The sequence below is a fragment of the Paenibacillus hexagrammi genome (assembly GCF_021513275.1).
Taxonomy (GTDB): domain Bacteria; phylum Bacillota; class Bacilli; order Paenibacillales; family NBRC-103111; genus Paenibacillus_E; species Paenibacillus_E hexagrammi.
Genome location: NZ_CP090978.1, coordinates 1,398,488 through 1,422,960, shown reverse-complemented (window position 1 = coordinate 1,422,960; position 24,473 = coordinate 1,398,488). Strand labels below are relative to the sequence as shown.

Here is a 24,473-nt window from a genome sequence, read left to right as displayed (position 1 = left end):
AATAAGCCGGTTTGTTCATAGGCTCGACCTTTGACCTCCCCCATGCCGGTTTCTTTCCAATTGGGCCATTGAATACTGATAATAGGAAGTGATTGGGCATTGGCCTCAGCAAAGTAGTCCATATACGTATTCGCCATAGCATAGTCACTCTGTCCGGCTGCTAAAGTCGGAATCATTCCTGATACCGACGAAAATAAGATAAAGAATTGTAAGGGCTCATGTTTAATACTTTCATTAAGGATTTGCAGCCCGCTTACTTTCGGATCTAACACCTGCTGGATTCCAAGGATTGATTTTCGGATAAAAGCAGGGTTTTCCTGGTCAACGAAACCCGCACAGTGGATGACTCCCCCTATCGGCCCCATCGTGTGATTGATTTCCCTGATGCATTCTTGTACGCTCAGGCGATCCGTCAACTGAACTGCTTTTACCTGCACCTCAACACCTTGGGCTTCCAAATTTTCGATAGAGCGAATTTTTTGTGCAAGTGTGTTATTATGCTGCTTTACTGCATTCCATTCAACTCGCGGCGGAGTTGTTCTCGGCCAGTAAGAACTATACGCTTGACTCCATATTGGGCGACAAAATGCTGTGCGCATAAATAGCCAAGACCTCGCGTCCCCCCGGTAACCAAGAGCACGTGTTTCTCAGGGAACTCCAGTTGTCGGGCCTCTTGATTCTCACCTTGGTATTCCTTCAAATAAGAACGATATCGTTGTCCGTTCCGGTAACAGACTTCCGGCTCTTCACTTTCCATTAGAAACTCCAGAGCAATCTGTTGTGCCAACTCGCGATCCTGAGCAGCCGGATCCATGTCCACATGACGTGACCGCAGTTGGCGATATTCACTTTGCAGCATGCGATACAACCCTGCGCGAGAGGCACCTGATAAGTTTATGGCAGCATGGTAAAAAGATTCTAAACCTTTCGTAACACATAACGCCATGAGACCCTCTTTTTCGCCCTGTTCAATGAACTGCTGGACAAAAGGAATCCAGTTAAGAGAGTCATCTATATCCGTTCCGCAACCTATCAAATCAATAAGGCCGTCATATTGGTTCCGCTTTATCTGCGATTCCAGGAGCTCTGGCTCCAAATCATGTACATTCAGAATTTGACCTTTTGGAAAATGTTCCTTAATTAAATTTGCCAATCCCATTGTTTCTTTAGTAATTAGGATGGCTATGACAGAATCCGCTTCCCGAGTTGAAGCGGCTGAACATAGTTCCCATTGCTTCTTCAGAAAACACATTTTACGATCGATAATGTGTTCTTTATGATTGGAAGAAGTGATTTCTGTAACAGGCAGATTGCTAATTTTTTTGACGTTCCCAAACAGCCAATAGCGTTCTCTGGCAAAAGGATACGTCGGCAGGCTGATGCGACGAGGCTTATTTCCCGGGTACAGCCTGTTCCAGTCCATACTCAATCCTTTTACCCATAAATCAAGCAGTTTCCCGTATTTCCTTTTACTTATCCAGGCATCGATGGCTTTAACCAGGTCTTCATCCGCCGTAAAGACGTCCATAGTCTCCTTATTGCGTTTACTTTGTCCCCGGTACAGATCGATATCATCTTTGCCTTCCAAGTAACCTGTCAGCTTTTCTTGCAGTTCCTTCAGCGAACCTGCAATTACGGCCAGACGTTCTTCCATGGCTTCCCGCCCAACTTGGAGCGTATAGGCGATATCGATTAGATCCTTTTCAGCGAGCGGCTGCTCTTGAATGGCAGTGATCAATCGCTGTACTTGCTCTTTCAGACGTTCCTCATTCTTGGCCGACAATACAATCATGGCCGGATTATCGGGACTAACCGCATGCGCAGCTCTGTTCCGATCTTCCGCCATATATTCTTCGATGACCACATGAGCGTTGGCTCCCCCGGCTCCAAAGGAAGATATTCCCGCACGTCTTGGGTATTCTTTGACCTTACCGTCGATCTCGATCAACGGCCGCTTCCATTCCGTCAACTCCTGCTGCACCACAAATGGTGTTTCCTTAAAGTCTATATGGGGGTTCAGCACCTTGGAATGAAGCGACGGCACGATTTGGCCATTCTTTAGTTGCAGCAGAACTTTCGTTAAACCCGCTATCCCGGCAGCGCCTTCAGAATGCCCGATATTGGACTTCACCGAACCTATCGCGCAAAACTGTTTGTCTGGCGTATCTTGACCAAAAGCCCGGGTCAAACCGGTAATTTCAATCGGATCTCCCAAGACCGTCCCAGTTCCGTGGGCTTCCAAATAACTGATGGTCCGAGGATTCACACCGGCATCTTTCAAGGCTTGGCTGATTAAATTTCCTTGCGCATTAGGGTTAGGCACCGTATATCCATTGGTCTTTCCCCCATGATTGATCGCTGTACCTTTGATAACCCCATAAATCTGGTCTCCGTCTGCGATCGCTTTCGATAACGGCTTCAATAATACGGCTCCTACCCCTTCGCCGGGTACGTATCCGTCGCCGCCTTCCCCGAAGCTTTCGCATCTTCCTTTGTTGGAAATAAACTTACCTTGACTGAGCTTCAGATATTTATTCGGATGAATAGAGATGTTCACTCCGCCAGCAATCGCTAGCTCACATCCGCCCCGCTGGATACTTTGACAAGCCAGATGAATCGCCGTTAATGAGGAGGAGCACATCGTTTCTACAGCCATGCTCGGCCCATGGAAGTTGAAGAAATAGGACACCCGGTTGGCGATGGACGCTAACGTCCCTCCCGCCGTTACCGGCCTTCCTTGAATCTGCTCCTGGGCTCCGTATAGCTGATACTCTTCATACATGACTCCTACATAAACTCCGACGTTTCTTTCCAGTCCCCACCCGCGGTACGAGCCTAACGAGTCACGAGTGTATCCTGCATCCTCTACAGCTTCATACACACACTCCAAAAATAAGCGTTCCTGGGGATCCATGACCTCCGCTTCGCGTGGGGAAATATGGAAGAAGAGCGGGTCGAATTGATCAACTCCCTCCAAAAATCCTCCCCGTTTGGAGTACGTCTTGCCGGAATTCGTTTTATCTTCGTCAAAGTTTAGGCTGGAATCCCAGCGCTCTTTTGGAATTTCAGTGATGCAATCCCGTCCATCCCGCAAATTGTTCCAGAATTCCTGCAAATTTCTCGCTCCGGGATACCTGCCCGAAACCCCAACGATGGCAACGTCAACCACTTCGTTATCTTTCTCGGCAGGAGATCCTTTCAACGAGACGAACCGATGGCGTCGATGACGTTTAGTCGCAGTCATTGCACTGCCTGCCCCGATGTCTTGAACCTGATTCGTCGCAGCCGCAACTTTTTCTTCAATCCCCAGTAATTCTTGCAATTGCTCCCGATGTGCCTCTAGAAAATATCTGGCTAATTGCTGAATGGTTTGGTATTCAAAAAACAATGTTTTCGATAAAGAACCAAACACTTTTTCTAATTGATTTGTTAACTGCATAACCATGACCGAATCAATTCCGTACTTTTCCAACTGGGCGTCCGCTTCAATTCGATTCGCGGGCAGCTTGATAATGGAAGAAAGCATTCTCTTTACATAATTTACGACTTTTTCGTAGAGCAATTCTTCATCGGCTGCTTCCGATTTTGTACTCTCTCCGGCTGAGACAGTTATATACAAATTCTCATTCCGATATATATTTTTGAGCATATCGCCGTAGGTTTCGATCAAGTAAACAGCAGTATGACGAAGCGTTGAATGATCAAATAATAAGGTCGGAGAAACCTCAAATGCATACTTCTCATTGAGTTTATTGGCTAGCTCGGTCACATGGAACGGATCGAATCCATACTCAGACAGCGCCACGTTTGCATCGATATTCGTCTGATTCACCTTGAGTAACTCAGCCGCAATTTGGATCAGATCTTGTTGCAATTGATCCTGCAAATTGGTACTAACGGCATCCAGCTTCATCGATGCTACGTGAGCTGGGGAGAATGCCAACAACTGCTGTCTCATTTTCGTGAGTTGGCCTTCCATTACCATGATCTGGTCTTTTCCGGATGCTATGCTCTGATATAAAGCCCGGATGCCGGTTTCAGTCTGCATAGCCACCATTCCGGTATTCTGCATCATCATCTTTTCGCGTTCTTTGACAACACTCATTCCGCCAGCCTGCCATAACGGCCAGTTCACCGATAAGGTTTTCCCATGACGTCGGTTCAATTGGACCAATCGGTTACGGTAATTGGCATAAGCATCCATAAAGGCGTTGGCGGTTGCATAATCTGCCTGCCCCATATTGCCGAATCTTCCCGTTAAGGAAGAGAATAATATGAAGAAATCCAGCCTCAAATCTTGGCTTGCTAGATCCAGGTTTTCCAAACCGCAAACCTTAGGAGCCAATACTTCTATACATTCATCCTTTGTCTTATTCAAAATAAAATTATCCTGAATCACTCCGGCGCTATGAATAATGCCATCGACTCTTCCGTATTGTTCCTGAAGGCTGCGTATGAATGCTGCTACTGCATGTTTATCTGTTACATCGACCTGACGGTATACGATATGTACGCCCCGATTTTCAATCTGCTTCAATTGGGCTCGTTTGGCCTCGTTCAGCGAGGATCGGCCCGCTAATACTACAACAGCTCCTTGAACTCGTTCGGCAATTTCTTCGGCGAAGACAAGTCCCAATCCGCCGGTACCACCGGTGATGAGATACACGCCCCGGTCTTTCCACGGTAAGTCGACCGCTTTAGGCTGTTCCTCGAGCTCTTTCCATCTGCTAACTAACCGCTTATCTGATTGATAGCGAATATGCTGTTCCCTGGCGGCACTGCTGGTTTCCAGGATCTTCTTGATCCCTTCCGTTCCTTCATGCACTTCCACTTCAATCAATTGTCCTATCAATTTGGGATTCTCAATTTGCGCCGTTTTCAAAAGTCCGAGCAAACCCTTGAAAAGCTCCCCTTCTCCTTGGTTCGGGACTATAATTTGAATGAGAATTTCTTTCTTCGGTTTCGAATCTACCAGGCCTTGAATTTCTTCAAATATTCGAACTGCATAGCTTTGGAATCGTTCCGCGATACTTTCCTGGTAAGATTGTAATGAAATGCAATGTGCCCCATTTATCCGATCCCCCAGAGCTTCGGAGGTGACGCTACTTAGTTCACACAGAATAATCAGATGCTGTGCATACTCGATAGCAGAACTTTGATGTCCAGCCACCTGTTCCTCCCAGACCGGTTCAAGCATGAGAAGCTCTGAGACTGCTTGGGATTCTGGAGAATCGATCTCACCCTCCAGCGCTCTGGAAGAAAGCCCCTTCATCCGAATACAGACATTGCCCTGCTCATCGCATAGATCTATATCTAGTTTCCTTACGCGTTCCCCCGTTTGACTGTTGGTACTGCTGCGAATCCAAGCCCACATCTTCTGCGTGCAAGCACCGAAAATTTCAATCTCTTGCAATGCAAAAGGCAGCGCCGCTTTAAGTTCTTCTTTGCCCTTCCGCAGCCCAATCGATGCTTGGAGTGCGGAATCCATGATACTGGGATGGAGAACATACGTGTCTTGGGTATCAAGGACAGAAAATGGCAATGACAGTGCTGCCAAGGCTTGATCTTCTCCCACATATACCTTCTCAATGCCCTGATGCCCGGGACCATACTCGATTCCCATCGCCCGAAATGCCTGATACAGCTCATCAGATGAGAGATTGCTTTGATTACACTGCTCCTGCAAAGCCGTTAAATGTAATAGCGGCTTTTCCTTCATCGGGCTTAGCAAGGCACGGCCTTGGCTGTAGAAGACAGATTCATCAGGATCCGATTCATCTTCACGGTAGATTTCGTATTCGATCTCTCCGTCATCTGCCGGATACAGCCCGATATGCACCCGAAGAGATTGTTCCCCTGCAACGACAGGCTGTGTCCACACCACGTTTTTCAGCTTGATCGCTGCCCCGTCATTTCCCCTTGTCGCCTCCGCTACTGCCGCACGCGCCATCTCCAGACAAGCTGCCCCCGGCAGTACCCGTTGTCCTTTGATCACATGATCGGTTAAGAAAAATTCCTGCCCCGTTAATGTTGTGCTAAATCGCTGCTCGGTCAGATCGGACGTATTTTGATGCAATAACGGGTGGATCACGGTGACGGCTGTCGGTCCCGACAACCCGCCGGCGATATCAGCGACTCCCGCCGCCATTTCCGGAACCCAGTATCTCTCCCTAGCAAAAGGATACGTCGGCAGGCTGATGCGGCGCGGCTTGCTGCCCGGATAAAGCCTGTTCCAATCTAAGCTCAAACCTTTCACCCATAAATCAAGCAGTTTTCCATATTTCTGCTTGCTTATCCAGGCATCGATCGTATGGTGCATGTCCTCATCCGCATTGAAAATCGCCATTGTTTCTTTATTCCGTTTAACTTGTCCCCGGTACAGGTCTTCGATATCATCTTTGCCTTCCAGAAAGCTTGTCAGCTTTTCTTGCAGTTCCTTCAGGGAACTTACGATGACGGCCAAGCGTTCTTCCATGGCTTCCCGCCCTACTTGGAGTGTATAAGCGGTATCGATTACATCCTTTTCGGCGAGCGGCTGCTCTTGAATGGCAGCGATCAATCGCCGTACTTGCTCCAGCAGACGTTCCTCATCCTTGGCCGACAATATGATGATGGCGGGATTTTCAGGACTAACCGAAAGTTCAGCCGTCTTTCTGTCTTTCGATATATATTCTTCAATGACCACATGAGCATTGGCTCCCCCGGCTCCAAAGGAGGAAATTCCCGCACGTCTTGGATACTCGATGGCCTCTCCGTCGATCTCGATCAACGGCCGCTTCCATTCCGTCAGCTCCTGCTGCACCACAAAAGGAGTTTCCTTAAAATCAATGTTAGGATTCAGTACCTCGGAATGAAGCGACGGCACGATATGGCCATTCTTTAGTTGCAGCAGCACTTTCGTTAATCCCGCTATTCCGGCTGCGCCTTCACAATGCCCAATATTGGACTTCACAGAACCAATCGCGCAAAACTGTTTGTCCCATGTATCTTGACCAAAGGCCCGGGTCAGCCCGTTAATTTCTATCGGATCTCCCAATACCGTTCCGGTTCCGTGAGCTTCCAAATAACTGATAGTCCGTGGATTTACTCCGGCATCTTTCAAAGCCTGGCTAATTAAATGGCCTTGCGCATTGGGGCTAGGCACCGTATATCCATTGGTTTTTCCTCCATGATTAATGGCTGTACCTTTGATTACTCCATAGATCTGGTCCCCGTCTGCGATTGCTTTGGATAGGGGTTTCAGTACTACGGCCCCTACCCCTTCTCCGGCAACAAATCCATCGGCATGCTCTCCAAACGCCTTGCATTGATCCGTTGATGAAAGCATCGTCTTCGCTGATAGTCTCTTATAATGAACGGGATCAACAATTAAATTGACACCACCTACGATCGCACATTCACTTGTACCGCTATGCAAGCTTTCCAAGGCCAAATGTATCGCTGTCAATGAAGAGGAACAAGCGGAATCCACGGCGATGCTCGGACCATGAAAATTAAATAAGTAGGAAACCCGGTTAGCAATGGACCAATAATTATGCCCCGTAGGATAGTTGCCATTCATAACACCGACAAATACGCCAACTTTACGGCTTTCACTTAGATTAGCCGTTGTGTACCCGGCGTCTTCGATGCAAGCATAGGCGGTTTCAAGAAATAGCCGCTCTTGAGGGTCCATTTTCTCAGCTTCAGCAGGAGCAATATTGAAAAATAACGGATCGAATTTATCAATATCCTCGAGAAATCCGCCCCATTTCGTATAGATGGACCCTTTATTTCCTTTCTCGGCATGATAATAGTGTCTCCAGTTCCAGCGTTCGCCAGGAATTTCTGAGATACAATTCTGTCCCGCTTTTAGTTGATTCCAAAATTCATACATATGAATAGCCCCAGGGTAACGCCCCGAAAGGCCAACAATGGCAATCTCCTCCACCGCTGAACGTGTTGATTCCGGTCTTGTCATGCTTGGCTCATCCATATGGAGAAAGCGTCTGGTTTGTTTCATTCCCGAATGATTATGCGTTGATGAAATCGAGATGTCTTTTGGATCGATCCTTGAACTCTTTTCTTCCTCCCCCTTCTGCTCTAAACCTACTAAAGCAATCAATGACTCTTTTTGAGTGATTAGAAAATGTTCTACTAAAGCATCGATGGTTTGATATTCGAAGAATAAGGTGCTACTCACATTCGCAAATACTTTGCGCAAGTTATTCGTTAGCTGTGTAACCAAAATGGAGTCGATCCCGTACTTTTCCAGCTGCTCTGTCGAATCGATCTTGTGACTGGGCAGCTTTAGTGTTTCTCCAATCAATCTTTTCAGGTACGACGTACTTTTGTCCCGAAGCAAATCTGAGGCGACTTCTTCGGTTTGTTTTTTAGCTATCTGTTTTCCAGGAATGGCATTTGAATGAGATAACTGTTTTTGTCGGACAACTCCATCACTTTCAGCCGCAATGATCTGTAATCCCAAATCATGCGCCGTTTCAGCGGGAAAGTACACCGACTTGAAACCCTCATTTTCCAGAACCTTGCGCCAGGTTTCAGAAGATAAGCCCGGACAACCCGGAATGCGTAATTCCGGATCTTGATACAGCCACCACCCTTCTAGAAGGCCAAAAGTCAAATGGGTGAATAGCGACTTCCTGCTTATTTCATTTAATAAGATCAACCCGTTTTTTCGAGCGACTGCTTTCAGATTGCGTATAGTTTGCCGAATATTTGGGGTAGCATGTATGACATTGGCGGCAATGACAATATCGTAATCACCCACACGAATTCCTTGTCCGGCGGCAGGCTGTTCCACGTTAAAAAGCTGGTATGTCAAATAAGGATGGCTAGCCCCGTATACGTTTTCAGCATGCATAATGAACGCTTTCGAAATATCTGTATAACAATATTCCTGAATATGTTCCCGATAGGGCTCAAGTTTCCGAAAAATCATGCTGCTGGTTCCTCCGGTACCAGCACCAATCTCAATCAGCCGGATGCGCGCAGCCGGGTCTTGGTGCAACCGGTCTTCAATATGAGCAATAATTGTATCCACCAGCACACCATTAAAGTAATCTGCAACCAAGTTATTTTTGTATATTCCTTCCACCAATTCAAGAGATGAATCAGGAAACATGATGTCTGTAGCAAGCACTTTACCGGTAAGAATTGCGGGTAAAGCCCGCATTGTCTCTTCTACCAAAGTCACCTGGGCTTTCAAATTCGGAATTTCCAGCCATGTGTTCTTCTTTTTGAACCAATCTTCCCATATCGAATCTATTTCCTCTAAGGGGGCTTCATTTACCACGGCATGTGCTCCGTCAAACCGAAGATATTGGTTCGTCTCCAAAACTGTGAAACTTTCTTTCAACCAACGGTCGTACTTCTCCAATAAAACCGTTTTCGTTTGATTGCCGGATGTCCATTCACCTGACTTCAACAATCCCAACGCTTGTAATTGACCCAAAAGCAGTCTATGGAGGACGTTCTCCATTTCTTTCACGGCTAAGTTTTCTGTGTTCTTCAACACTTCAAGCTCTTGGTTTCGTTTTGGCAAGTTGTTCGATATGTTCTCCAGATTGGGTTTCAAACGATCCGGGTATATTGTTATCCGTTCCTCCATGGATTCTAATGCCTCAAAACCTATGGATTTTGTAGTCTTTATGAATCCGATTTGATCCAGAGGACCTGCCAAAAGTGTTTCCAAGGCTGCCATGGCTTCCGGTGGTTCTATAGATCCGATGCCCGCCTGTTCCATCCGTTCCCGGTAAGCTTTGGAAGCGACAATACCGACACTTCCCCAATATCCCCAATTCATCACTTTCACAGCACATGGCCATTCCAAAGATAGCTGATGGGCAAAAGTATCTGCGAATGTACAGCCGGACGTGTAGTTACTTTGTCCAAAAGCTTTTGTAAATGAGTTGAACGAAGAGAAAAACATGACAAAATCCAACGGTTCCTGGTGGAAAACTTGAGCAATATGCACACTGATATCCACTTTTGCCGCGAGTCCGGCTCTAAAAGATTCTTCTTCCATGTTTGCCAAGCTTTGATCATGAAGTACGAGCGCAGAATGAATGACTCCATCAATTCCCGTATATTTCCGCTTGATCTCTTCATAAGCTTGCTGGAGTTCCTTCTGGTTCGTCGCATCAGCTGTCATGTAATGCGGCGATACTCCTAAAATTGCGAGTTGATCCAGCTTCGTCTGTATCGCTTCATCTTTAGGCCGTCTGCCAATCCATATGATCTGTGCTTGATAGGTACGAATCATGTAGTCCGTCCAGATTTCGCCAATACCGCCGGCGCCCCCAATGACTACATAGACTCCTCCCTTCTTATACGAAGTTCGGTCCCTGTTAACAGGCTGGATGGCAACCAGTTTCTGGCTGTACCATTCCCTGCCTCGGTAGGCCACAGGGTTGCCTCGTGAATCCCATGGCAGCGCGAACATTTCATCAATTGGCCACGAGCAATCCGCTTCCAGATCAAGAAGACGTATTTTCCAGTTCGTGTATTCTTTAGCCATTGAACCGATGAACCCGTCAATTCCCGCATGAATTGGATTTACATGATCATTTTTATGAACAGGTTGAGCTTGAGTGGTAATTACACTCCAATTCAGGTCTATTCCTCCGTAGCCTAACTTCAGCAAGGCTTTAACCGTTCTGAATAGCGAGAGGATACTTTGATTCTGCTTTTCAATGAACGACTCTTCCATGAGTGAGCCTAAAGGAGCGTATGGAGCAATCCATATGATATGATCTGCTGTTCCGTGCATCTCTATCTTTTTGGCGATTTCCTCCACATTGTCATCAATTCCAATTTCCAATCGATGTGCATTAGGGAAATATTCCCCGATCCGACTTTGCTCACCTGTATTTGCTCCAATAACGAAAACCTGCTCGTTTGAGAACGAACAGGCTTGACTTGGTTTCTCCGTAATGACATCCCATACAGGTGTTAACATGGCAGTCTCTAGGGCAACTTGCGGCTCAGAATGGTTTTGAAGTTCCCCTTCCATTCCCCTGAAAGAAATCTCCTTCATTTGAATGCAGACCTTACCCTGATCATCGCATACATCAATATCTAATTTTCTTACCCGATCCCCTGCTTGACTGCTCCTACTATTCCGAACCCATGCCCACATCTTCGGTGTGCATGTGCCCATAATTTGTATCTCCTGTACGGCGAAGGGCAACGATGCCTTCCGATCTTCGCCGCCAATTCGCAGCCCGATCACCGCTTGGAGCGCTGAATCCATGATGCTTGGATGGAGAACATACTGATCTTGGGTTTCGCGGACAGACATAGGCAATGACAGCTCTGCCAATGCATGACTTTCTCCCACATAGAGCTTCTTAATCCCCTGATGTCCGGGTCCATACTCGATTCCCATCGCCCGAAACGTCTCATACAGCTCTTCGTATGTGAGACTGCTTGGATTGCACTCCTCCTGAATAGTCTTTAGTTGTAACACCGGTCTATCCATATCAGAGCTCAGCAGGGCGCTGCCTTGGCTGTATACGACCGATTCGGCAGGATTCGCTTCATCATCACGGTAGATTTCGTATCCAATCTCACCGCTACCTTCCGGATACAGCCTGATATGCACACGAAGCGGTTGTTCACCTGCAACGATAGGCTGCGTCCATACAACATTTTTCAATATGATTGCAGCCCCGTCTTTAGCTCTAGTCGCTTCGGCCACTGCCACACGCGCCATTTCCAAACAGGCTACACCTGGCAGAACCTTCTGACCTTGTATCACATGATCGGTTAAGAAAAACTCCTGCCCCGTCCAAGTTGTGCTAAATCGTTGTTCAGTCAGGTCGGAAGTATTTTGATGCAAGAAGGGATGGGAAACATGCGATTTCTCATCGTTCGCAATTCGAGAATTCAATTGACGCAGCAAAAGTAAGGCTTCTGATTTCAATAATCGCCCGTTTTTCACCTCAGATAGAATGTATGTTAAAAAACTATCCATAGCTAACCTCCAGAATGAACTAAATCCCATTTCCTACTTCCATAAATTCTTTTACTTTCCGAACCGCAACATCGATAGTAATGGAATCTTCTAACACTTGATCAATTAATTGTTCATATAAGAGATCATCCAGTTGAGCTTTATTTTGTGATGATATAGGGTTGGTTTCCGATTGAATCTTATTTTCGGGAACCCAGTATCTCTCTTTAGCAAAAGGATACGTCGGCAAGCTGACTCGATGCGGCTTGATGCCCGGGTATAGCCTGTTCCAGTCCATGCTCATTCCTTTCACCCATAGATCAAGCAGCTCTTCGTACTTTTTATTGCTGATCCACAAATCAATCGCTTTATCCAGATCCTCATTCGTAGTAGAGGTGGACACGATTCGCTTATTACCTTTAATCTGCCCCCGGTATAGGTTTTCGATAGTTTCCTGACCTTTCAGGAAGCTTGTGAGCTTTTCCTGAAGTTCCTTCAGGATCCGGCAATGATGGCCAGGCGTTCTTCCATCACTTCCCGCCCTACCTGGAGTGTATAGGCGATATCGATCAAATCTTTGTCGGTAAATGGCTGTTCCTGAATGTCGACCATCAAGCGCTGCACTTGTTCTTTCAGGCGTTCCTCATTCTTGGCCGACAATACGATAATGGCCGGATTCTCGGGACTAACCGCTAATTTGGAACGTTCCCGCACTTTAGGAATGTATTCCTCAAGTACCACATGGGCGTTGGCTCCTCCAAATCCAAAAGAACTAACCCCAGCCCTGCGGGGGACTTCTCGGCCTTGAGCATCCTGAACAGAACTCCATTCTTTGGTTTCTTGCACAATATAGAATGGGCTGTCTTGAAGTTGAATATAAGGGTTAACCGTTTCACAATGAAGGCTTTTAGCCAGCGCTTTGTGTTTCATTTGCAGCAATACTTTAATAACTCCTGCGACTCCTGCTGCCAGTTCCAAATGACCGATATTCGTCTTCACTGAGCCCAATCCGCAATTAGCAGCTATGTTGTCGGAATCTCCCGCGATTTGATACAACTCCTTAAATGCTGTTTTCAAACCGTTGATTTCGATGGGGTCGCCAAGTTCAGTTCCTGTTCCATGGGCTTCAATATAAGTAACCGTTCTCGGATCAATTCCAGCCTTCGTGTACGCCGTTTTCAACAGCTCCGCTTGCGCTTTCGGGTTAGGCGCCGTCAAGGAATTGGCCCTACCTCCGTGATTTTCGGCCGTGGCGCGGATTACCCCATAAATATGATCGCCGGCTTGTTCCGCATCCCCCAACTTTTTCAAAAAGAGCATGCCAACCCCTTCACCTCGCACATAACCATTGGCACGGTTTGAAAACGTCTTACAGCGTCCGTCTTCACAGAGCATCCCAGCTTTGTTGAAACTGATGTAAGGCTCGGGCGTCACGAGCGTGTTAATGCCGCCAACAATCGCCATGTCGCAGCTGCCTGTCTCAATGGCGTTCACAGCTCTATGGATCGCTACCAATGAACTTGAGCACGCGGTCTCAACGGGTTCGCTTGGACCATGAATATTTAAAAAATAACTCATCCGATTCGGTCCCATCGAAGCAACTGACCCGGTCGAACTGTACCCTTCGATTGACACTTTCGCTCGGGATATCAATCCGCTGTAGCCGCTATTGGCCGTTCCTACAAATATGCCGGTTTTAGTTCCCGAAAGGCTTTGAGCCGAATATCCGGCATCCTCAATCGCTTTCCAAACATAAGTCATAAGCATGCGCTGCTGTGGATCCATAAGCTCAGCTTCCCGTGGCGAAATGCCAAAAAACAACGGGTCAAAATCAGCGATTCCATCCATAAAACCGCCCCACTTAATATTGGTTTTATTGGCTTCTTGGATTGGATCCCCATAATACTCACGCCAGTCCCAGCGTTCTTTGGGAATTTCGCTGATACAGTCTTTCCCTGCCGCTAGATTACTCCAAAATTCTTTCAAATCCTCAGCCATAGGAAAAGCCCCGCTCATGCCAACAATCGCAATAGGTTCGGAGATGATAGGATTGGATTTGGTTACGGGCAAGGTCTGGGCTGAAACAAACCGCGAGCGCTGTCTTTTACCCGAAAGCTTAACCTCTTTCGATTTTTCTTCCCCTGGCATTGGAACCGCAGCGTGCGTTATTACATCCAATTTACTTGCTAAAGCGGCTTGGTGTTCCTGGATCAAGTAGGTAGAGAAACTTTCCAAGCTGGAATATTCAAAAAATATGGTTGGGGCAAGTTCAAGCTGGTATTCCTGGTTGATCATATTGGTATATTGCGTAAATGTTATGGAGTCAAATCCATATTCATTCAAAACAACATCTAAGCTAATATCGTCACTCTTCACCTTCAACAACTGCGACATCATCTGCACTAACGCTTTCTGAACTTGATCAAGCAAGTTATTCGTGACGCCGCTGGCCGAAGATTCAGGCCTTTTAACAACAACTTTCGGTTCTGGTGCAGCGGGAGTCGAAAGCATTTTTTGCTTCATTTTTGCCAGATTCCCCTCCATCACCATGACCTGGGCGTTTCTCGATACTAAGACTTGGTACAAGGCGCGGATTCCTGTCTGAGTCCGCATCGGGATCATCCCTGTATGTTGTGTCATCATTTTTTCGCGTTCTTGGTCAACACCCATTCCGCCATCTCGCCATAACGGCCAATTTACCGATAACGTACTCCCATGGCGTCGGTTCAATTGGACCAATCGGTTACGGTAATTGGCATATGCATCCATAAAAGCATTGGCGGTTGCGTAGTCTGCCTGCCCTATATTTCCGAACCTTCCCGTCAATGAAGAGAAGAGAATAAAGAAATCCAATCTTAAATCTTTACTTGCCTGGTCCAAGTTTTCCAATCCGGCAACCTTTGGGGGCCAATACTTCTATAAATTCATCTTTCGTCTTATTCATCATATAATTGTCTCTAATTACTCCGGCGCTATGAATAATGCCATCGATATGACCGAATTGTTCCTGAAGATTTCGTATTAATTCTGTCACCTCTTGTTGATCCGTTACATCCACTTGCCGATATACGATATTTGCGCCCTGTGTTTCAAGCTCTTTCAACTTCGCTCTGCTGGCCTCATTCAGCGAAGATCGGCCGGTTAGAATTAACACCGATTCTTGAACCCGCGCCGCAATTTCTTTCGCGAACACAAGTCCTAAGCCGCCCAATCCTCCGGTGATGAGATACACACCTCGGTCTTTCCAAGGGAGGTCGCCCGCTTCAGGCTGCACCTCGATTTCCTTCCATCTAGTAACCAACTGCTTACCTGATTGATAGCGAATGTGCTGCTCTCTGGTGGCGCTGCTGGCTTCCAGCATTACTTCCAACCCTTCTGCTCCTTCATTCGCTTCTACTTCAATCAGTTGTCCGATCAATTTGGGATTCTCCATTTGCGCCGTTTTCAAAAGTCCCAGCAAGCCCGAGAATAGCTCCTCTTCTCCTTGATTCGGAACTACAAGTTGAATGAGTATTTCTTTCTTTGATTTCTCCTTGACAAGGCTCTGAATTTCTTCAAATACCCGGACTGCATAACGTTGGAATCGTTCCGCAATACTTTGCTGCGGAGATTGCAATGTGACACAGCGTACCCCGTTCATCCGCTCTTCAATAGCCTCTGAGTTGACGTTACTTAGTTCACATAAAAGAATCAGATGCTGAGCATAATCAGCAGCAGAACTTTGCTGAGCAGTTAATCGCTCTTCCCAGACAGGTTCAAGCATGAAAAGCTCCGGTGCATCCGAAGGTTCGGTCGAATCCATCTCTGCTTCCAGCACTCTGGAGGAAAGTTCCTTCATCCGTATGCAGACATTGCCTTGCTCATCACATATATCAATATCTAATTTCCTTACTCGATCCCCCGCATGACTGTTGGTACTATTCCGAATCCATGCCCACATTCTCGGCGTGCATGCACCGAGAATTTCAATCTCCCGCAAGGCAAAAGGAAGCGCTGGCTTCAGGTCCTCACTGCCGACCCGCAGTCCGATTGACGCTTGGAGCGCGGAATCCAGGATGCTCGGATGGAGAACATACTGGTCCTGGGTGTCCCTGACAGACACAGGCAATGACAATTCCGCCAAAGCTTGACCTTCTCCCACATCTACCTTCTCAATCCCCTGATGTCCGGGGCCATACTCGATTCCCAACGCCCGGAATGCCTGATACAGCTCGTTGGATGAGAGACTTCTTTGACTACATTCCTCCTGCAAAGCCTTCAGAGGTAATACCGGCTTTTCGTCCATGTGGCTAAGTACGGCGCGGCCTTGGCTGTATACGACCGATTCACTGGGGTCTGCTTCATCCTCGCGGTAGATTTCGTATTCAATCTCCCCGTCATGATCCGGATACAGTCCGATATGAACCCGAAGCGGTTGTTCCCCTGCAACGACAGGCTGTGTCCACACCACATTTTTCAGTTTGATCACAGCCCCGTCTTGTTCCCGTGTCGCCTCCGCTACTGCCGCACGCGCCATCTCCAAACAAGCTGCCCCTGGGAGTACCCGTTGTCCTTTGATCACATGATCGGTTAAGAAAAACTCCCGCCCCGTCCATGTTGTGCTAAATCGCTGCTCGGTCAGGTCGGACGTATTTTGATGCAAGAAGGGATGGATTACAGTACCCGCAATAGGTGCTACTGTGCCACCGGCGAGTCCAGTCTCACTTTCCGGAATCCAGTATCTCTCTTTGGCAAAAGGATACGTCGGCAGGCTGATACGGCGCGGCTTAATCCCCGGATACAACTTATTCCAATCCACATTGAAACCTTTCACCCATAAATCAAGCAGCTTTCCATATTTGCGTTTACTTATCCAGGCGTCTATTATCTGGACCATGTCTTCATCAGCAGCGAAGATGGCCATAGTCTCCTTATTCCGTTTAATCTGTCCCCGGTACAGGTCTTCAATATCGTCTTTTCCATCCAAATAATTTGTCAGCTTTTCCTGTAGCTCCTTCAGGGAACTTACGATGATGGCCAGACGTTCTTCCATCGCTTCACGCCCCACTTGGAGCGTATAGGCCGTATCCATTAAATCCTTCTCGCTGAGTGGCTGCTCTTGAATGGCAGCAATTAATCGCCCCACTTGCTCCTTCAGGCGTTCTTCATTCTTGGCCGACAATACAATCATGACCGGATTGTCGGGACTTACCGCACGTTCAGCCCTCACCCCGTCTTCCGATACATATTCTTCGATGACCATATGGGCATTAGCTCCTCCAGCCCCAAAGGAGGATATTCCCGCCCGTCTTGGGTATTCTCTGAGCTCTCCGTCGATCTCGATCCATGGACGCTTCCACTCCGTCAGTTCCTGCTGCACCACAAAAGGAGTCTCCTTAAAGTCAATATGAGGATTCAGCACCTTGGAATGGAGAGACGGTACGATTTGGCCATACTTGAATTGCAATAATACTTTCGTTAATCCCGCTATACCGGCGGCGCCTTCGCAATGCCCGATGTTCGACTTCACTGAGCCAATTGCGCAAAACTGCTTGTCAGATATATCCTGGCCAAATGCCCGAGTCAACCCGTTAATTTCAATCGGATCTCCCAAGGACGTTCCGGTTCCGTGGGCTTCCAAATAACTAATGGTCCGCGGATTGACTCCAGCTTCTTTCAAAGCATGACCCACTAGAACTCCTTGCGCATTAGGGCTAGGTACCGTATATCCATTATTCTTTCCTCCGTGATTAATGGCAGTCCCCTTGATAACCCCATAGATCTGGTCGCCGTCTGCGATGGCTTTCGATAGCGGCTTTAGCAATACGGCCCCTACACCTTCGCCGGGCACGTATCCGTCGCCGCCTTCCCCGAAGCTTTCGCATCTTCCTTTACTGGAAGTGAACTTCCCTTGGCTGAGCTTCAGGTATTTATTCGGGTGAAGAGATACATTCACTCCCCCCGCTATCGCCAGTTCACATCCACCCCGCTGGATACTTTGACAAGCCAGATGAATGGCCGTTAATGAGGAGGAACACATCGTTTCCACAGCCATGCTGGGTCCATGGAAATTGAAGAAATAGGACACCCGGTTGGCGATTGAAGCTAAGGTTCCTCCCGACAAGACCGGTCTTCCCAGCATCTGTTCCTGAGCCCCGAAAAGCTGATACTCATCATACATGACACCTACATAAACCCCAACGTTGCCTTCCAGACCCAATCCGCGATATGAACCCAATGTTTCGCGAGTATATCCCGCATCCTCCATCGCTTCATACACACATTCCAAAAATAATCGTTCCTGAGGATCCATCAGTTCCGCTTCGCGCGGGGAAATATTGAAGAAAAGCGGATCGAATTGATCGACACCCTCCAAAAATCCTCCCCACTTGGAATACATCTTTCCAGGTTTCGTTTTATCTTCGTCATAGTATACGCTGGAATCCCAGCGTTCTTTAGGAATTTCAATAATGCTATCCTTTCCGTCCCGCAAATTGTTCCAGAATTCCTGAAGATTTCTCGCCCCCGGATACCTCCCCGAAACCCCAATAATGGCAACGTCAAAGGCCTCATTTCCTTTCTCTGCGGAAGATTCCTTAGAGGAGGCAAACCGTTTTCGTCTACGGCTTTTAGGCGCAATCTTTGTATTGTCTATTCCAGTGCGTTGATCCTGAGTAATCGAGGTCGCTGCTTTATCTTCAATACCCCATATCTTCTGCAGCTGCTCCCGGTGTGTCTCAACCAAATATCCGGCCAATTCCTGAATACTTTGGTATTCAAAAAGTAATGTTTTCGATAATGAACCGAATTCCTTTTCTAATAGATTCGTTACTTGCATGACCATAACCGAATCGATTCCGTATACTTCTAGCTTGACATCCGCTTCAATTCGATTACTTGGGAGCTTGATGACGGAAGCAAGCATTTTCTTTAAGTAATTGATAGCTTTTTCGTAAAGTAATTCCTCACTGTGAGCTGTGCCTTTTGAGTCATCTCCGGTAACCGTATTCTGATTTGTCATTCTGTCTTGGTGATGGGTTGGCTCGATAAGATTGGCTCGGAACTGGCCGATGTCCCCCTCCATCACCACGACCTGCTCATTTCTCAATGCCAAGCCCTGGTACAAGGCGCGGATCCCTGTCTGTGTTTGCATCGGGATCATCCCAGTGTTCTGTGTCATTATCTTTTCGCGTTCTTGGTCAACACCCATTCCGCCATCTCGCCATAACGGCCAATTTACCGATAACGTTTTCCCATGTCGTCGGTTCAACTGGACCATTCGGTTACGGTAATTGGCATATGCATCCATAAAAGCATTGGCGGTTGAGTAATCCGCCTGCCCTATATTACCGAACCTCCCCGTCAATGAAGAGAAGAGAATAAAGAAATCCAGTCTCAAATCTTTACTTGCCTGATCCAAGTTTTCCAATCCGGTGACCTTTGGAGCTAATACTTCTACAAATTCATCTTTCGTCTTTTTAATAATAAAATTATCTTTAATTAATCCAGCGCTATGAATAATGCCATCGATATGACCGAATTGTTCGTGAAGGCTTCGTATCAATTCTGTCACTGCTTGTTGATCCGTTACATCGACTTGCCGATATACGATATGTGCTCCCAGGTTTTCAAGCTTTTTCAATCGGGCTTGTTTGACCTCATTCAGCGAAGAACGGCCGGTTAGAATTAACACCGACTCTTGAACCCGCGCCGCAATCTCTTCCGCGAATACAAGTCCTAAGCCGCCCAATCCCCCGGTGATGAGATACACACCTCGGTCTTTCCAAGGGAGGTCGCCCGCTTCAGGTTGCACCTCGAGTTCCTTCCATCTTGTAACCAACTGCTTACCTGATTGATAGCGAATGTGCTGCTCTCTGATGGCGCTGCTGGCTTCCAGCATTACTTTTAACCCTTCTACCCCTTCACTCGCTTCCACTTCAATCAGTTGTCCGATCAATTTGGGATTCTCAATTTGCGCCGTTTTCAAAAGTCCCAGCAAGCCCGAGAAGAGTTTTTCTTCTCCTTGATTTGGAACTACTAGTTGAATGAGTATTTCTTTCTTTGGTTTCAACTTTGCCAGGCTCTGAATTTCTTCAAATACCCTGACTGCATAACGTTGGAATCGTTCCGCAATACTGAGCTGCGGGGAATGCAATGTGACACATCGTACCCCGTTTATCCGCTCTTCAATAGCCTCTGAGGTGACGTTACTTAGTTCACATAAAAGAATCAGATGTTGAGCATAATCAGCAGCAGAACTTTGGCGAGCATTCAATCGCTCTTCCCAGACGGGTTCAAGCATGAATAGCTCTGATGCGATCGCGGATTCGATCGTATTCTTCTCTCCCTCCAGCGCTCTGGAGGAAAGCTCCTTCATCCGTATACAGACATTGCCTTGTTCGTCACATACATCAATATCTAATTTTCTTACACGATCCCCCGCATGACTGTTGGTACTATTCCGAATCCATGCCCACATCTTCGGTGTGCATCTGCCAAGAATTTCAATCTCCCGCAAGGCAAAAGGAAGCGCTGGCTTCAGGTCTTCGCCGCCTATTCGAAGCCCGATTGTCGCTTGGAGCGCAGAATCCAGGATGCTGGGATGGAGAACATACTGATCCTGTGTATTCCGGATCGACATTGGCAATGACAGCTCTGCCAACGCTTGATCTTTTCCCAAATATACGTTCTCAATTCCTTGATGCCCCGGTCCGTACTCGATTCCGATCATTCGAAACGTCTTGTACAGTTCTTCGGATGTGAGAATGCTTAGATTGCACTCCTCCTGCACATCTTTGAGATGTAATATCTGCTTTTCCTTCACTGGGCTTAGCAGAGCTCTGCCTTGTCCGTATACGACCGATTCGGCAAAGTCCGCTTCATCCTCTCGATAGATTTCATACTCAATCTCCCCGTTATCTTCGGGATACAGCCCAATATGCATTCGAAGCGGTTGTTCTCCTACGACGATAGGCTGCGTCCATACGACGTTTTTCAGTTTGATTGCGACTTCGTCTCCTTCTCTTGTAGCCTCCGCTACTGCCGCACGCGCCATCTCCAAACAAGCTGCCCCCGGGAGTACCCGTTGTCCTTTGATCACATGATCGGTTAAGAAAAACTCCCGCCCCGTCCATGTTGTGCTAAACCGTTGTTCCGTCAGATCGGAAGTATTTTGATGCAATAAGGGATGAATCACACTGCCGGTTATTGGTGCTACAGTGCCATGGGCGAGTCCAGTCTGACTTTCCGGAATCCAATATCTCTCTTTGGCAAAAGGATACGTCGGCAGGCTGATGCGGCGCGGCTTGGTCCCTGGGTAAAGCCGATTCCAGTCTATACTTAATCCTTTTACCCATAAATCAAGCAGTTTTCCGTATTTCCTTTTACTGATCCAGGCGTCTATCGCTGTAAGCAGGTCTTCATCCGCTGTGAAAACTGACACGGCCTCCTTACTGCGTTTGATCTGTCCCCGGTACAGGCCTTCGATATCGTCTTTGCCTTCCAAGTAACCTGTCAGCTTTGCCTGTAGGTCCTTCAGAGAACTTACGATCACGGCCAAACGTTCTTCCATCGCTTCCCGCCCTACTTGAAGTGTATAGGCGGTATCGATTAAATCCTTCTCGGTGAGCGGCTGTTCTTGAATAGCGGCAATCAATCGCACCACTTGCTCCTGCAGGCGTTCCTCATTCTTAGCCGATAATACAATAATCGCCGTATTCTCGGGACTAACCGCAGATTCGGCACGTTCCCGTACTTCGGACATGTATTCTTCAATAATCAAATGGGCGTTGGATCCTCCCGCTCCAAAAGAGGATACTCCCGCCCGTCTAGGGTATTCTTTGAGCTCTCCGTCGATTTCGATCCATGGTCGCTTCCATTCCCTTAGTTCTTGCTCCACCACAAAAGGAGTTTCCTTAAATTCTATATAAGGATTCAATACCTTTGAATGGAGCGACGGCACGATTTGGCCATGTTTGAATTGCAGTAATACTTTGGTTAGTCCCGCTATCCCCGCTGCGCCTTCACAATGCCCGATGTTCGACTTTACCGACCCTATCGCACAAAATTGTTTGTCAGGCGTATTTCGGCCAAACGCCCGGGTTAAGCCGGTAATTTCAATCGGATCTCCCAATTCTGTTCCGGTTCCGTGGGCTTCCAAATAACTGATGGTCCGCGGATTGACTCCAGCTTCTTTCAAAGCTTTACCTATTAGGTCACCTTGCGCATTGGGGCTAGGTACCGTATATCCGTTGGTCTTTCCTCCGTGATTAATGGCTGTCCCTTTGATAACCCCATAGATCTGGTCGCCGTCTGCGATTGCCTTCGATAGCGGCTTTAGCAATATGGCCCCTACCCCTTCGCCGGGTACGTAACCGTCGCCGCCTTCCCCAAAGCTTTCACATCTTCCTTTGCTGGAAATAAATTTCCCTTGGCTGAGCTTCAAATATTTATTCGGATGAAGGGAGATATTCACTCCTCCTGCGATGGCCAGTTCACAACCGCCTCGCTGAATACTTTGACAAGCCAGATGAATGGCTGTTAATGAGGAGGAGCACATCGTTTCCACAGCCATGCTCGGTCCGTGTAAATTGAAGAAATAGGACACGCGATTAGCGATGGATGCTAAGGTTCCGCCAGCTGCTATCGGTCTTCCCAGCGTCTGTTCCTCGACTCCAAAAAGTTGGTAATCCTCATACATGACTCCTACATAAACCCCAACGTCTCCATCCAGACCTGACTCACGGTTCGAACCCAATGTTTCGCGAGTATACCCCGCATCCTCCATGGCTTCATACACGCACTCCAAAAACAATCGTTCCTGAGGATCCATCAGTTCCGCTTCGCGGGGGAGATATTAAAGAAAAGCGGGTCGAATTGATCGACCCCCTCCAAAAATCCCCCCACTTGGAATATGTCTTCCCGGATTTCGTTTTATCTTCGTCAAAGTATACGCTGGAATCCCAACGTTCTTTAGGAATTTCAGTAATGCAATCCCGACCATTCCGCAAATTGTTCCAGAATTCCTGTAGATTTCTCGCCCCGGGATACCGCCCTGAGACTCCGATAATGGCAACGTCAAATACCTCGTTTTCTCTCTCTTCTGGAGATCGTTTTAACGAGGTAAATCGCTTGTGAGTATGGCTTTTAGGAGCCATCATCACACTGTATACGACTGGATCTTGTTCCTGGTGAACCGTTGCTGTTACTTTATTCTCTATTCCTAATATTTTTGCAGCTGCTCCTTGTGTGTCTCCATAAAATATCCGGCCAACTCTTGAATATTTTGGTATTCAAAGAACAAAGTTTTCGATAATGAACCGAAATCCTTTTCTAATTGATTCGTTATTTGCATCACCACGATCGAATCGATTCCGTACTTTTCCAACTCGGCATCCGCTTCTATTCGATTTACGGGCAGCTTGATGACTGTAGATAGCACTCTTTTCAAATAAGTAACGACTTTTTCATTAATCAGTTCTTCTCCGACTGCCGTCCTTGTACCATCTGCAGCGGGAGATTGTTGGTCCGAATGCTCTATCCGATATGTATTTTTGAGCCTATCACCGTACTTATCTATCAAGTAGCTGGTAATGTGATGAATCGTTGAATGATCAAATAATAGATGTGTGGAAACCTCAAATGAATATTCCTCGCTGATTTTATTGGCTAATTCAGCCACACGGAAAGGATCAAATCCATAATCAGTAAGCGATACGGTTACATCGATGTTTGCGGGATTTACCTCAAGTAAATCTGATACCATTTTAATCAGATCTTGTTGCACTTGATCTTGTAAATTGTTACTATCAGCAACCTTCTTCATCGACCTTACGGAAACAGGGCTGTTTTCCAACAGCTGCTGCTTCATTTTAGCGAGCTGGCCTTCCATCACCATCACTTGATTTTCACCTGATGCTATACTTCTATATAAAGCCAGGATTCCGCTTTCAGTCTCCATAGCCAACATTCCGGTATTCTGAACCATCATTTTCTCACGTTCTTGATCAACGCGCATTCCGCCATCTCGCCACAACGGCCAATTGATCGATAACGTTTTCCCGTGACGTTGGTTCAATTGGGCCAAATGATTACGATAACTAGCATAAGCATCCATAAAGGCATTGGCAGTTGCGTAATCAGCCTGTCCAACATTACCAATCGTTCCAGCGATAGCAGAGAACAGAATAAAAAAGTCCAGCTTAACATCTTGACTGGCTTGATCCAGATTGACCAGCCCTGTTACCTTAGGCGCTAGTACATCCGCGAATTCATCTTTTGTCTTTTTAATGATGAAGTTGTCTTTGATTACACCAGCGCCATGGATAATACCATGAAGTTCCCCGAAGTATTCTCGAATGTTTTGAATGAGCTCGTTAACCGCATTGAGATCGGACACATCGACCTGCCTGTATTCAATCCTGATATCTGTACTGTTCCATTCCTTCAGTTTAGCATGTATATCCTCACTGAGCGGAGATCTGCCTGTTAGAATCAAAGATGCATGCTTGACTCGCTTTGCGATTTCTTTGGCAACTATGAG

1 protein-coding gene and 3 pseudogenes are annotated in these 24,473 nt (G+C 47.0%); all 4 read right to left on the bottom strand.

The annotated features are described in order from the left end of the window. Positions 1 to 110 precede the first annotated feature (110 nt). A pseudogene (locus L0M14_RS32320) lies at positions 111 to 599 on the bottom strand (KR domain-containing protein); the annotation flags it as partial. Next, positions 506 to 11,974, bottom strand: coding sequence for an SDR family NAD(P)-dependent oxidoreductase (locus tag L0M14_RS06280; RefSeq protein ID WP_235121335.1), 11,469 nt, complete (start codon positions 11,972 to 11,974; stop codon positions 506 to 508). The pseudogene L0M14_RS32320 and the gene L0M14_RS06280, both read right to left, overlap by 94 nt. Before the next feature lie 187 nt (positions 11,975 to 12,161). After that, a pseudogene (locus L0M14_RS06265) lies at positions 12,162 to 23,420 on the bottom strand (beta-ketoacyl synthase N-terminal-like domain-containing protein); the annotation flags it as partial. A gap of 129 nt (positions 23,421 to 23,549) precedes the next feature. Continuing rightward, positions 23,550 to 24,455, bottom strand: a pseudogene (locus L0M14_RS06260) (SDR family NAD(P)-dependent oxidoreductase); the annotation flags it as partial. Positions 24,456 to 24,473: the final 18 nt, after the last annotated feature.